This window comes from Blautia faecis, from assembly GCF_020554845.1.
Taxonomy (GTDB): Bacteria; Bacillota; Clostridia; order Lachnospirales; family Lachnospiraceae; genus Blautia_A; species Blautia_A faecis.
In genome coordinates this window covers 211,980-225,304 of record NZ_JAJCIA010000001.1, presented here as the reverse complement: position 1 = coordinate 225,304, position 13,325 = coordinate 211,980, and the positions used below count along the sequence as shown (strand labels likewise).

General features: G+C 42.3%; 13 protein-coding genes and 2 pseudogenes. 3 read left to right on the top strand and 12 right to left on the bottom strand.

Annotation, left to right across the window (positions count from 1 at the left end; all coding sequences use genetic code 11):
* The 3 genes and pseudogenes from LIZ66_RS18875 to wecB form a co-directional block, all read right to left on the bottom strand.
* Positions 1 to 176: pseudogene (locus LIZ66_RS18875) on the bottom strand (ZIP family metal transporter); the annotation flags it as partial.
* A gap of 331 nt (positions 177 to 507) precedes the next feature.
* A complete protein-coding gene (locus LIZ66_RS01150) occupies positions 508 to 1,233 on the bottom strand; it encodes a hypothetical protein (RefSeq protein WP_195379704.1) in 726 nt (241 codons plus the stop codon).
* 97 nt (positions 1,234 to 1,330) lie between these two features.
* Positions 1,331 to 1,987 (bottom strand): annotated as a pseudogene (gene wecB, locus LIZ66_RS01145) (non-hydrolyzing UDP-N-acetylglucosamine 2-epimerase); the annotation flags it as partial.
* 236 nt (positions 1,988 to 2,223) lie between these two features.
* Here wecB and LIZ66_RS01140 point away from each other — a divergent pair.
* A complete protein-coding gene (locus LIZ66_RS01140) occupies positions 2,224 to 2,457 on the top strand; it encodes an alpha/beta-type small acid-soluble spore protein (RefSeq protein WP_118584211.1) in 234 nt (77 codons plus the stop codon).
* 126 nt (positions 2,458 to 2,583) lie between these two features.
* On the opposite strand, the gene LIZ66_RS01135 is transcribed toward LIZ66_RS01140, so the two are convergent.
* From LIZ66_RS01135 to LIZ66_RS01115, 5 genes are all read right to left on the bottom strand, one after another.
* Positions 2,584 to 3,324 carry a hypothetical protein gene (locus LIZ66_RS01135; RefSeq protein ID WP_118584212.1) on the bottom strand — a complete coding sequence of 247 codons (741 nt, stop codon included), beginning with the start codon at positions 3,322 to 3,324 and terminating at the stop codon, positions 2,584 to 2,586.
* A complete protein-coding gene (locus LIZ66_RS01130; RefSeq protein WP_118584213.1) occupies positions 3,318 to 4,028 on the bottom strand; it encodes an ABC transporter ATP-binding protein in 711 nt (236 codons plus the stop codon). Before LIZ66_RS01130 ends, LIZ66_RS01135 begins: the two co-directional genes overlap by 7 nt.
* A 15-nt stretch (positions 4,029 to 4,043) precedes the next feature.
* The gene (locus tag LIZ66_RS01125; protein ID WP_227200017.1) at positions 4,044 to 4,400 is read right to left on the bottom strand and encodes a GntR family transcriptional regulator; all 357 of its coding nucleotides are present in this window, start codon (positions 4,398 to 4,400) and stop codon (positions 4,044 to 4,046) included.
* A gap of 174 nt (positions 4,401 to 4,574) precedes the next feature.
* A complete protein-coding gene (locus LIZ66_RS01120) occupies positions 4,575 to 5,825 on the bottom strand; it encodes a DNA polymerase Y family protein (RefSeq protein ID WP_173715590.1) in 1,251 nt (416 codons plus the stop codon).
* 214 nt (positions 5,826 to 6,039) lie between these two features.
* On the bottom strand, positions 6,040 to 7,275 hold the full coding sequence (locus LIZ66_RS01115; RefSeq protein ID WP_148462565.1) for a galactokinase: 1,236 nt from the start codon (positions 7,273 to 7,275) through the stop codon (positions 6,040 to 6,042).
* 306 nt (positions 7,276 to 7,581) lie between these two features.
* Here LIZ66_RS01115 and LIZ66_RS01110 point away from each other — a divergent pair, with 306 nt between their 5' ends.
* Complete coding sequence (locus tag LIZ66_RS01110) at positions 7,582 to 8,463, top strand: AraC family transcriptional regulator (protein WP_118578380.1); 882 nt, start codon at positions 7,582 to 7,584, stop codon at positions 8,461 to 8,463.
* A gap of 220 nt (positions 8,464 to 8,683) precedes the next feature.
* Here the strand turns inward: LIZ66_RS01110 and LIZ66_RS01105 are convergent, their stop codons facing one another.
* The 3 genes from LIZ66_RS01105 to LIZ66_RS01095 all read right to left on the bottom strand — a co-directional run bounded on the left by LIZ66_RS01105 (position 8,684) and on the right by LIZ66_RS01095 (position 10,154).
* Entirely contained in the window at positions 8,684 to 9,223 is a 540-nt protein-coding gene (locus LIZ66_RS01105; RefSeq protein ID WP_148462568.1) for a EutP/PduV family microcompartment system protein, read from the bottom strand.
* Between the two features lie 125 nt (positions 9,224 to 9,348).
* Positions 9,349 to 9,777, bottom strand: a complete 429-nt coding sequence (locus tag LIZ66_RS01100; protein ID WP_173715587.1) for a BMC domain-containing protein — start codon at positions 9,775 to 9,777, stop codon at positions 9,349 to 9,351.
* A gap of 11 nt (positions 9,778 to 9,788) precedes the next feature.
* Entirely contained in the window at positions 9,789 to 10,154 is a 366-nt protein-coding gene (locus LIZ66_RS01095) for a BMC domain-containing protein (RefSeq protein ID WP_118578382.1), read from the bottom strand.
* A 374-nt stretch (positions 10,155 to 10,528) separates the two neighbouring features.
* On the opposite strand from LIZ66_RS01095, the gene LIZ66_RS01090 reads away from it, so the two are divergent.
* Positions 10,529 to 11,899, top strand: a complete 1,371-nt coding sequence (locus LIZ66_RS01090) for an MATE family efflux transporter (protein ID WP_173719509.1) — start codon at positions 10,529 to 10,531, stop codon at positions 11,897 to 11,899.
* A 166-nt stretch (positions 11,900 to 12,065) separates the two neighbouring features.
* Here the strand turns inward: LIZ66_RS01090 and LIZ66_RS01085 are convergent, their stop codons facing one another.
* Entirely contained in the window at positions 12,066 to 13,082 is a 1,017-nt protein-coding gene (locus LIZ66_RS01085; protein WP_226814801.1) for a M14 family zinc carboxypeptidase, read from the bottom strand.
* Between the last annotated feature and the right edge of the window lie 243 nt (positions 13,083 to 13,325).

The window sequence follows — 13,325 nt, the reverse complement described above, 5'->3', positions numbered from 1 at the left end:
ATTGCCGGAATCAGAAGACTCCAGATTGAAGCAGCAACCATTATACCTGCTGCAACCCCTGCAAGTGCACGTTGCACTGACTTGCTAAATGTTTTTCTCATAAAAAACACGCATGCTGCACCTAGCGTTGTTCCAACAAATGGAATCAGTATACCTTCAAAAATATTTATTAGCATAAAATTTCCTTTCATATATGCTCGAAAAAATTTATTGGCAAAAGTAATTATCTTCAGCGATATAGTATTTATTCTATAGCTTGTTGATTATATTCCCTAATATCTATTATTCTATAATTTGTCATATTTTTATCGTGTTAGACAAAACCAACTATCTAATTTAAAGGAAACCGTGCAAAAAGCAAGCTGTAATTTCACACGGTTTTCTTGTACTTAAGTATATCATTTACGTAATCATGTAACAATAGAATTTTTTCAACAATGCTTTGATTTTTTTCTGGACAATTGAAGTCATTGTCTAAAGAGTACATATTTAATATTCTGCAGCAATTTACAAAAAGCCATTTCTTTTTTTATTCAGCTTCTGCCACTGAAACCTTTCCGTAAACTGCTTATATAATATCTTTTGCTTTTTCTTCTCTTTTACCGGAAATTCATAAATCAGCGGATAAATCTGAGCAACTCCATCCGGATAAAATTCTTTCTGGTGATACAGATCACTGTTTTCAATAATTCTCCATCTTTGATTTGCATCATCCCAGAATAGCTTTTCTATCTGTGCCTGTAGCTTATTACGCATTTCACGGATTGCCTGCACATCCTTTAGTCCTGCATGTTCTAATTCGTACAGGCCTTTCCATACTTCCAGATTATCCATCAGATAAACTGTTGTATTTTCTTCTGAGACCTGTGTAATTCCATCCTGCATCAGGCTTTGAATCTTTTTTAATGCAAGGCTGATTCCCTTTTTCCAGTATTCCGGCAGGTCTGTACTTTCTGTCTTTTCCAGATATTTTCCCATAAGAAAAAGATACATACCAAGATACCCGTCTTCGGAATCAGCCTTTTCTTTATAAATAAGTTTCCCACTCTTTTTCCTGTAGATTCCCATTTTTCCATCTGTTTCCAGCAAAATCCCGGTATGCCAGTCCAGATACCTGCCAACAGCTTTTTTCTCTGTTTCAGTAATGGGGCAGTTCTTTGTTTCTGCCAGAAGCCCCAGTGCAGCCATACATGCAAAGTATGGATTAACATCTCCGGCTTTACTTCCATTCATGTAAAATTCACCCTCAGGCCCCTGATTTTCAAGAATCCACTTTTTTTCTCCGGTCAAGACTGTTTCCAGCCATTTCTGCCGGGCATCTATTTCTTTTCTCAGGTTCTGTAAGAAGCTGCCTGCATTCTCTGTAAATATCCTCCATTTTCGTGCCTGCAAGCTTTAAGGTTCCTGCTTCCACACCTTCCGGACGTTCTGTTGTATCTCGCATGACCAGCACAGGTTTTCCCAATGCCGGAGCTTCTTCCTGAATTCCGCCACTATCAGTCATGATCAGATAACTGGCTTTCATCAGGTTATGAAATTCTACCACATCCAGTGGTTCGATCAGGTGTATTCTATCACATCCACCGAATTCCTCATCTGCGATTTTTCTGACCTGCGGATTCAAATGTACAGGATAAATAACCTTCACATCTGTAAATTCCTCCACGATCCTGCGTATAGCCCGGAACATATCACGCATGGGTTCTCCCAGATTTTCCCTTCTGTGTGCTGTCACAGCAATCAGTCTGCTGCCTTTTGCCCATTCTGTTTCCAGGTGATAAAAATCATTTCGCACCGTATAGTGCAAAGCATCAATTCCAGTATTTCCTGTGACAAAAATCTGCTCTGGATCCTTACCCTCTTTCAGCAGTGCATCCGCTGCTTTCTGGGTCGGTGCAAAATGCAGGCTGGCAGTAAGTCCAATGGCCTGCCTGTTAAATTCTTCAGGATAGGGAGATTTCATATTATAAGTACGAAGTCTCGCTTCCTATCTCTATTTTTGTGTATGCAATTTTTTGTTCCTGTAATAAGATATGCTCCCAATATAAGAATTTCTACACTGAGAATGTAGCGTCAAGTTAAAACATTTTGCTGTCCGGCATATTTATTTTTGTTGTCTTTTTTTGATCACCCCATTTATTCCCAGTGTATTTTCATTGTCAGAGTACATACTAGCAATGTAACATCAAACAAAACAACAATTAACCAAGGAGGAAAATGATTATGTCAAACAATACTTCTTCTAACAAAGCAGCTGTACCAGAAGCAAAGGGCGCATTAAATCGTTTCAAATTTGAGGTTGCAAATGAGCTGGGTGTGCCGCTTACAGACGGATACAACGGAAACCTTACTTCCAAGCAGAATGGTAGTGTAGGTGGTTATATGGTTAAAAAGATGATCGAGGCGCAGGAAAGATCCATGTCCGCAGGACAGAGCGGCCAGAGTGGTCAGTACTAATTCAAAAAACGCCTGATTAAGTAAAAAAATACAGGGTATTACTTACTCCTCAACGAGAAGCAGGTAATGCCCTGTTTTGAAATAGATCTTTTTTGACGCTCTAACCTTCTGATCCTGCGTTTTCTATTATACGCTCAGCTTCTTCTCCATGATCCAGCCGCTGATTACATACAGCACTGCCGCAATGGCAAATGATGCTGCAATATACAGGACAAAAGTAAGTTCCATACTTTTCAGAACCGGAATGAGATCCAGCAGCTTTCCAATAACAGAAGATATTACCAGGAAGATAAGGAAGCCGGCGATGCCGCTGCCTTTTTTGCCTGCAAGGACACTGGCGGATAAGATCACGGACAGGTCAGCATTCACAATGAAGACGATCCAGCTTGCCAGAAGACCAAAGAAATAGAAAGCTGCTTCTGCCGGAGTAAAAGTCACGGACCAGTTTACTTCCATAAAGGAACTCACCAGATTGATCATCTCTTTCAGACCGCCAATGTAAAGAGTTGCAACTGTCACATCAATGGCTGCCAGCGCTGCAAAAAATGCGCCTGCCATGATAATGGAAATTCCATTTTCCAGGATCTTGGCTCCCAGAATCTGATAACTGCTCTTTGGTGTGAGAAATAACATATAACTCTGTTTGGTATTCAGGTCACGATGGAGAACATTTACACTCTCTATACCAATGTAGATAACACCAAATATTGTACACATGACCAGGAAAATAATTCCCATTGCCAGAATATTATCCTTTTTCCAAAATACACCTATTAAAAATGCAATTTCTGCAACTGCTGTGATCACCAACAGAACCAGTTTGGAAAATGCGGTTTTCCGAAGCTCATATTTCATCAACTTTAACATACTTCTTCTCCTCCATGTCCATAGATTTCACGGTATAGATCCACTACGGATTTGTGTTGATTAATCCGAAGCTCCTCTACCATGCACTGATTTGCCAAAATACCATCTTTCATAAAAATGGCTGCATCTGCTACACGTTCCAGTTCGTCTACGAGATGACTGGAAACTACCAGTGTCACATCTGGATCTATGGCTTCCAGAATGCTCTTCATGATCTGGTCTCTTGCAAGAAGGTCAATGCCGTTCAACGGTTCGTCAAGCAAGTACAGCCTGGCCTCCCTTGCCATGGTAACTGCAATTTTCAGCTTGGCCATCATACCAGAGGACAGCTTCTTCGCTTTCATGTCCTCTGTAAGCTCCATTCGGGAAATCATCTGTCTGTATTTCTCCATGGAAAAATCTTCGAAAAAGTCCTCATAATATTTTCCCACATCTGAAACTGTCATCCAGTTGTAGAAATAAGGCTCCGTGGACATATAAGCAATTTCTTTTTTACTCTCTTTTCCAATGGGAGTTCCCTGATAAAGGATCTCACCGTTGGTAGGCTTTACAAGTCCTGCTACCATTTTCATCCAGGTGGTCTTGCCGCTTCCATTGGGGCCAAGCATGGCGTATACAAGGCCTGGCTCCAATTGTAAAGATACCTGATTCACAGCAGTCTTACTGCCGTATTTCTTCGTTACTTCTCTGCTCTCTAAGATCATTTTTTACACTCCTCGTCATTCCGACTGTTCTTTCTCCAGAAGTCCGATTGCCTGAGCTCTGGAAAAACCAAGCTGCTCCATTCCTTCCAGGAATTCCCGGATCAGGGCTCCTGCCATCTCTTCCTTCAGCTGCTGCACTCTTTCCGGATCTTCTGTCACGAAGGTTCCCATCCCGCGTCTGGTAAAGCAGACGCCTTCCATCTCCAATTCTTTATATACGCGGCTGACCGTATTGGGATTAATGGTATATTCTACCGCCAGATCCCGCACAGATGGAAGCTTCGCACCAGGAGACAGCTTACCTGTTACAATATCCCGCTTTATAGAATTTGCTGCCTGGAGATAAATTGGCAGCGATGAATTATATTCCATGGTTACCTCTCTTTCTGTATCACTGTCATAGCTGTATAGTACACTAGAATTGCATTTTCGTCAAGTGGTTTTTTACATTTTTTCACATAAGGAACAAAACAGTGTTTCCTGTGCAAAAAAAGAACATTGCATTTCCCTGCAAAGGAAATGACAATGTTCTCTTTTCTATTTCTTTTAGAATCCTTTTCCATTTTCTTCGTTTTCCATCTGCGCCTTGGCTTTTCGCCCGATTCCTGCATTGCTGTTCATAATGCTGGCCCGGGTGATCTTGTCGTTTCCAAATTTCATGCGGATGGCATCCATCGCTGCATCCAGCTTCTGGCGCTGTTCCTTTTTCGCACAGTCCTCAAACAGGGACATCTGTTCGAATCCGTCCTCAGTAAGTCCGGTGAGTGCCACTCCGATCAGACGTAATGGCTGCCCCTTCCAGAACTCTGCGAACAGTTTTCTGGCATTTGCGTAGACTTCATCAGTTACATCCGTAGCGCTTCCAAGCTTCATCTGATGGGAACGATTCTTAAAATCCAGAGTGCGGAAGGTGACAGAAATACAGGTACATTTCTTTCCTTTCCGCCTCATTCTGGTGGCTACCACATCGCATTGCTCCAATAAAATAGGCTGGATCTGCTCCATAGATACAATATCATCATTGAAAGTCTTCTCCACGCTGAAGCCTTTACTCTCCTCAGGCACTTCCAAAACCGGAGAATTGTCAATGCCTCTGGCGTACTGGAAGAGCTGATGTCCGGTCTTTTCTCCCAGAAGTGTCTGAATAGTGGACTCCCTTTCCCGAGCCAGTTCCCCTATGGTGCGGATACCGAAATCAACCAGCTTCTTTTCCGAAGCTTTTCCCAGAAATAACAGATCTCTGATGGGAAGAGGCCACATTTTTGCCGGAATTTCTTCCGGGAAAAGGGTGTGCACTTTATTTGGCTTCTCGAAGTCCGAGGCCATTTTCGCCAGCAGCTTATTGGTGGAAATTCCCACATTTACTGTAAATCCAAGCTCCTGATAAATCTTATCCTTTATCTCACAGGCTGTTGCTATGGGATCCGGGTAGATCAGGGAAGTTCCAGTCATGTCCAGAAATACCTCATCAATAGAAAAGGATTCCATTGCAGGAGCATAAGATTTACAAATTGCTTTAAATGCCTGGGAATTCTTCGTGTAAAGGCGAAAATCACTAGGTACCACTACCAGATTCGGGCATTTTCGAAGGGCCATTGCCACGGGCTCACCAGTCTGTACTCCGTATTTCTTGGCAGGAATGGATTTCGCAACTATGATTCCGGTACGTGTCCTGGGATCACCGCCTACTGCAGACGGAATTTCCCGCAGATCCGGCTCACCTGCCTTTACTCTGCTCGCTGCCTCCCAGGAAAGAAAAGCGCTGTTCACATCAACATGAAAAATCAATCTTTCCATCTGATTCTCCTTCTTTCGTATTTTCCTTTATTTCCGAAAATTCTGTGATAGACTCAATATAGCACGTCAGAAGGAAATATGTCCAGATTCTTTATGTATATATTACGCAAATACGGTAACACAAAAAGACTGTAAAAGTTCTAAACTGGCTGTCATAGCGAAAAGCTGCTGCGAAAAAGGTCACCTTTAGTTCAGATAACTCAGAATATTGTCATTATCCAATGTGAACAGCTCCAATTGCGCGGATATCCATTGGATAAACGTTCTCTCTGCCAACATACTGGGAAATGTATTCTACATAATTCTCCATTTCATTTTCCGGTACAACAGCTGCAATAACACCGGCAAATCCGCCGCCATGTACTCGGCAGATACCGCCGCCGATCTTGTTCAGGAACAGCTGGGTAAGAGCAAGAACCAACGGGATCTTCTGCTCGTGGCAGTCTTTCATGCAGTAGCAGTTCTGAAGCAGTTCCCAGGACGATCTTCCGGATTCATCCATCAGCTTCAAAAATTCCTCGTAATCTGCCTTACCAATTGCCTCTGCTGCCCGTTCTACACGGGAAGTCTCTTCAAAGAAGTGAATGGAACGGAGAATTGCTCTGTCGTCCTGAATCTCGTTTACATGTGCAAGCAGATTTTCAAGAGTAGTCTCATGAAGAAGCTCTGCACCAAGTACCTTGGCTGCTGCTTTCATCTCACCTGGAATCTCAGAGTACTCCTGGCTGAGATCTGCATGGCCTTTTCCGGTGTTTACAATAACCAGTTTGTGATCAAATTTTCCATAGGAGAAGTCCAGCTTGCTGTATTTCAGATCATTTCTGTCTGCAAAGTCGAAGAGAACCGGACCACCAACTGCACATGCCATCTGATCCATCATTCCGGAAGCTTTATCCCAGTATACGTTCTCTGCGTACTGACCAATCTTTGCATAGTCTGTGTAAGTCATCTTGCTGTCGTTAAAGAAGTAATCGATGATTACGCAGATCAGCATTTCAAAGGATGCAGAGGAACTTACTCCTGCTGCTGCGATCACGTTGGTGCTTACATAGGCATCAAAACCAGCTGTCTGAAAGCCATTCTTCTTCGCACCTTCCATCATACCGGCAACCAGGGCAAAGGTTCCTTTCGGATAGTTGGCTCTGCTGATCTTGTCAAGATCAACTACGATCTCATCTCTGTAGCCTTCACTTGTAATGTGGATCACGTTGGTTCCATTCGGTGCAGCTGCGCCGATGGTATCCAGATTGATACTTCCTGCGATTACCTTGCCGCCGTTGTGGTCAACATGGTTTCCGATGATTTCTGTTCTTCCAGGGGAAGTAAAGAAATCTGCATGGTCATGTTTGTAGATTCTGGCAAAGTTGTCTGCTAGATTCTGGAAACGAGCTGCGCAGGCACTGTTCTCTCCATAGATTTTCTCAAGGTTTGCTTTTTCTGGTAAATTCATGGTCTCATTCTCCTATTTTTGTTAATATTGTTATAATTTTACATTCTGTACTCCAGCTGCCTCAGTGCATATTTTCCGCTTCATCTGTGCTTATCCGGATCTCTCATCAAGTTAATTTCATTTTACATGCATTTCCTTTGCATTACCTTAAATAACTTGCGAAAAACAAGTAATATATTGCGTTTTTATCTTTAACAGATGTATAATACAGGTAAATTTATGCGTTTTATTGTAGTTCTCTATTTTTGAACATATGGAATTCTATACAGTCCACAGGATATGAAATTTTTTCTCGGGAGGTTTGGCATGCAGATCATAACCAATCAGTTTCAAAAAGAATTAAAACAGCACGGCAATGAACAGTTTCCATTCCTGGTCAGCTACCAGAAACTTTCAGAATATGAGTCTGGTTCCTTTATGTGGCACTGGCACCCGGAAATAGAGATTACTTATGTGCAAAAAGGCACTATGTGCTACAAGGTCAACCATATGGTTTACCACTTAAAAGAAGGAGATATTGTATTTAACAACTCCGGTGCCCTTCACTCTGGCACAATGGAAAATCAGAAGGACTGCGCTTATATTCCTGTAACTTTTGATTCCAGGCTGATTTATGGATTTTTCCAAAGCACTGTCAACAGCAAATATGTAGATCCTGTCATTCAGGATTCTATGCTCCCTGCCATCTGTATCGACCAGAGTGAGCCCTGGCACAAGCCTTTTCGCGAATATCTTCTCCGCATTATTGATCTGGATGAAAAGAAACCGGATTTTTATGAGCTGGACATTACCATCTGCCTGCAATCCATGTGGCGGCTTCTTCTGGAGCATATTACCTACGAACCCCAGGCTTCCAGGGAAAACTCTCTGGAATACGACCGAATCAAGAAGATTCTGTCCTACATAGAAGAAAATTATCAAAATAAGATCACCTTAAATGACATCGCCGGACACATCCACCTGTGTGAAAGCGAATGTACCCGGCTTTTTAAACGTCATATGAATACTACCTTGTTTGCCTTTTTGCAGGAATATCGGATCGAGCGCAGCCTGGAGTTTTTGCAGGATGACCAGCCTGTCAGCGCGGTGGCTGACAAGGCTGGATTTTCAGACCCCAATTATTATTCCAAAGTTTTTGCCAAAATAAAGGGATGCAGTCCCCGGGAATATCGAAATCATAGATTTTAAGTTGAACTGGTGGTTGCTAACTTATTTTCCAATTATTGCACCAATATCTGATATAATATGATCGGTGAACCGTCGGTGGGGATTCCGGCTGCCCAGGCGGTTCCGGATTTAACCCTCTGTCTGTTAAAGCAGTACATTTCTTTAATACCGTAATTTACATAAGCAACATACCATATAAAAATTCCCATCCAGATAACAGGAAAATCTGAATGGGAATTTTTTATAGCATATTCTCTTTTTCTTCCGGATAAGCCACTCCCTCTGGAAGAGGATCCCACTCGTTCAGACCAAGGCTCTGTTTGAATTTCGCCTGTTCCAATGTAAGCTTCGGGGTATCCTCCTGCAGATATTCCATCAACTCATCAATTCCCTCTCTGGTCACATTATTCACCATAAAAATGCGTTCACATCCAGCGTTGATCAGCCATTGTCTCACCATAGGGATATTGGCATATGGTGAATCAATTTTTGTGATAATGCCAATAAGAGGACGAAGGATAAAAGAGCGGCAGCTTGCACCAAACAGATTAAATGGCTCATCTGCAGCCTGCACAATTGCCACCACATCTGCCTCAAAGGAAAAACATGCAAGTCCTACACTGAATCTTTTTGACTCTGCATACTCCCCCGGAGAGTCAATGGTATCGTCATTGGAATTGGTATATTGTGTTTTTATATAATGAAGCTCCTCGCCTTTTAGTGCCTGCGTCAGTGAGGTCTTGCCGGCCTCACTTCTTCCCATCAAAAAAATTTTCTTCATCGAATTGTATTTCCCCTGTTTTCAATAAACCTTACTTGTAAAAATACAGCAGTGCATTATTTTTACATTTGCATATCATAATATCGTATCCATAAGCTGCTGTTCCCGCAGCCATAAGGTATCTGTCAGCTTCTGTGAACCGCACATGTTTTAAAGCCTAACTCTCTGTCAAAGAAACGTACGACCTCTTCCACAGCAGTCTGCACCTGGGACAATCCTCCTGTAATGATCAGAGAACCGCAAAAACGATCCATAAACCCGATCTGTACATCTGCACTCTTCATGGCAACATCTGCAGCTACCACAACCGCTTCCCAGGGAGTAAAACGGATCAGACCAATGGATTCTCCTGTGTGGTCTTCCCCCTCATGAACTCCAATATGCAGTCCCAGATTTTCATAAATACAAGATTGGGAAGGACTGATCACATGGGCAAGACAAACTTCCTTTCCCGGTACACGCACACGAGTCATACGAAGCTTCTTCCCCTTCAGGTGTTCATAATCTTCATGGAATAGCATTTCCAGCAGCTCTTCCTTCGTTATTCGCTCCATGCTTCTACTTCCTATCGTTTCGTAATATTGCAGACCACGTATCCCAGAGAATCCCGGAAATAATTTACGATCTCAGTCATTGCAGACATTACATCAGAAATCTCTCCTGTAATGATCAAAGTCCCTGTAAACCGGTCTGCGAATCCAAGATAAACATTACCGCTCTTCACCGCAATATCAGAAGCGATAACAGCGGATTCCGGCGGTGTCATATTCATGATTCCAATTGCAGAGGAACGATAATCCAGCTGCGGATTCAACCCAAGCTTCTGATAAATGATCGGTGCCGGTCCTCCCATTACATGGGCAAAAGTAATCTCCTTACCAGCCACAGTCTCCTGCACGATTCTGATCTGTTCTCCATGTTCATTTGCCATTTATATGAATGCCTCTCTTTCGAAAAAAATATCTTCACGTTATATTTGATTTTACCATTTATGTGAGCAAATAGCAAGCAAAACCAACATATCAGTCAAAATTCCTAAACATTTTTTGAGAAAAAGTGTGGTTTCTTGAACATTATGGTATCAAATGCCTTTAAAATAGTCAAAAATAAAATAGTGACAGATAATCCGCAGTGTGATAAAATAATTTTCGCTTCCAGAGTATGTAAAAAAATGCAATCTGCAAAATGTGCGTTATATTTTGTGGAAATGATTTTTCAAACAGACTCTGACACACTCTAATATGTAAGTAATTTAGTAACACTTTTTATTTACGATCTCTATATATCTCAATAAGGAGTTTTTTTATGGAAAAAGATATGACAAAAGGCCGGCCTTTGCCGGTAATCCTGAAGTTTATGCTTCCTCTTATTATTGGAAACATTTTTCAGCAGCTCTATAATATGGCAGATACAATTATTGTAGGACGCTATGTAGGTGCTGATGCCCTTGCGGCAGTCGGATCCACAGGAACGATCATGTTTCTTACTGTGGGCTTCTCGCAGGGAATCACAGCCGGTTTCTCCGTACTTACCGCTCAGCGCTTCGGTGCCAAAGATACCGAAGGGGTAAAGATCAGTGTAGCAAACGGAATTCTTCTTTCCCTGATTTTTACCGTGCTCATCAGTTCTTTAAGTTTGCTGGGCATGCGCCCTCTTCTGAAGCTGATGAACACACCTGACAACATTTTTCAGGATGCATACACCTACATTATGATCATCAGCGCCGGAATCATCGCCACTATTTTTTACAACCTGTTTTCCTCTTACCTGCGTGCAGTTGGAAACAGTAAGATTCCGCTGGTATTTCTTGTATTTTCCGCAGCTTTAAATGTAATTCTGGATCTGGTACTGATTATCAATTTTAAAATGGGCGTTGCCGGAGCAGCATTGGCAACCATTATTTCTCAGGGCGTTTCCGCAATACTCTGTTTGGTCTACATCTATATACGTATGCCTTCTCTTGCACCAAACAGAAGACATTGGAAGCTTCATGGTCAGGAAAGCCGTAACCAGCTGGCTATGGGAATTCCTATGGCATTGCAGTTTGCAATTACAGCTTCCGGTACCATGGTCATGCAGTCTGCCATCAATCTTTTCGGTTCCGTTGCCGTTGCCTCTTTTACGGCAGCCAGCAAGGTACAGAATCTGGTAACCCAGGGAATGATGGCTATGGGACAGACTATGGCGACATATAGTGGACAGAACTTCGGAAAAGGTGATATCAAAAGAATCCGCCAGGGTGTTAAAGCGGCTCTGGAAGCTTCTGTTGTATATGCTCTTGCAGCGGCCGTGCTGGTTTGTATTCTGCTGAAACCAGCTCTTGGACTTTTCTTCACTGGAGATGTGGATATGAACAGCATGCTTCCATGGGCAAAAACTTATATTTATATGAGTGTGATCTTTTACATTCCTTTAAGCAGTATTTTCGTATTCCGAAACACCATGCAGGGCTGCGGATATGGATTCCTGCCTATGATGGGTGGTGTTTCTGAATTGGTTGCCCGTCTGGTTGTGGCAATGATTTCCATGGCGGTAGGAAGTTATGCACTTGCATGCTTCTGTGACCCGGCAGCGTGGGTTACAGCAGCAGTATTTACCGGTGTTTCCTATCTTTTTGTGATGAAAGATATCCGCAGGAAATACGAAAAACCGGAAACAGCTGCTTCTGAAAAATAATCATTTCGGATGCGCATGGCAATCTTCTCTGCGTTTCGTAAACGTCAAAAAACAAATCAAATACTAAAAGGAGATGTTTCGATTACTTCGGACATCTCCTTTTATGGTTACCGGCCAGCTCTCTCAAGTAATTATTTTACAGAGGCTTACCTGCAATCAATAACATTTAATTGTCTAATGAAAATATATATTCCAATGGAAGCAAATGTATTTCCTCATATACTGCCTTTTTATCCTCTTCAACGCCTCTTCCATTTCCGCTTTGAGCTGGTACTTTAATACGAAATGCCGGCTGTTTTTTCGTTTGAATATAGTATTGTTCCGGGGTTCCCATTCCCTTAAATTTCTCCCTTGCCGATTCGGTCATCTGTTCCCTTTCCAGATGATAGGAAGAAGATTTCTGCATATGTCTTGCCAGCCGGTAGGATTTCGGAAGACTTCCCACTCCCTGCTGACAGTGATAATAAATGATTTCCCTTCCGGATTGAGCAAACGTCAAAAGTCCTCTTCCATCATATTCCTGAATGATCCGGATCAATGCCTTTGTCTCATTCTCGCTGGCTGGTTCCTCTCCCATACGTGAACGGATATAATGAACCGTTGGAAAATTATGTGAAATATCCATTCCACGGGCATTATATCCAAAATCCTCAGCAGGAATGCTTTGCATACGAAGCATTTGACGGTAAACTGGATTTCGAATAGCACCAAAGCCATTCTGGCGGATTTCATAACCATCCGGGTTTAAAATCGGAATCAGACAGATCCTTATTTTATCAAGGAGTTTTTTCACTTCATAAAATTCATCCAGCTTCCAGCCGCATTCGTAGGCCCTGCAGTATTCTCCTGCCATTTTCAGAAGAAGTTCCGGCAAAAGAGCCTGAGTTCCATTAATTCCAGCCACACAGAAGATCATCTGTGCGCCGGTGCCAACTTCCAGCATTGGGATCATTCTCTCGTCATGACTGTTTCCAATCACGCGAAACTGGCAAAAGCTGCTGTAGCGTCCAGCTATTTCCCATAAAGAATAATATATGTTTTCAAATGACAGCGATGTTTGTACCATATCTGCATCTGTCGGTTGTACTTTCTTTTGTATATTTACTTTCGGCATGTCACTGACAGCCGTTTTATTCTGTGGGAACAATTCTTTTCTGACTGACAATACGCTTTCTGACAACATATTTTACCTCCTGCAGCAGGAAAAAACTCAGGCGGCATTTCATCTCTAGAGCGTGTTTGAAAAATCATTCCAACAAAGTGTAACGTACATCTTGCAGAAGGCCTTTTTTTACACGCTATAGCCTGTCCCCCCGCTGCCTGTATTATTATATGCAAAAAGGCAGGTCAAAAGACCTGCCTAATGTATGTTTCTTATTATTTTGCTGTCAGAAAAACTTCTGATCAAAATGCATGGTTATTCATA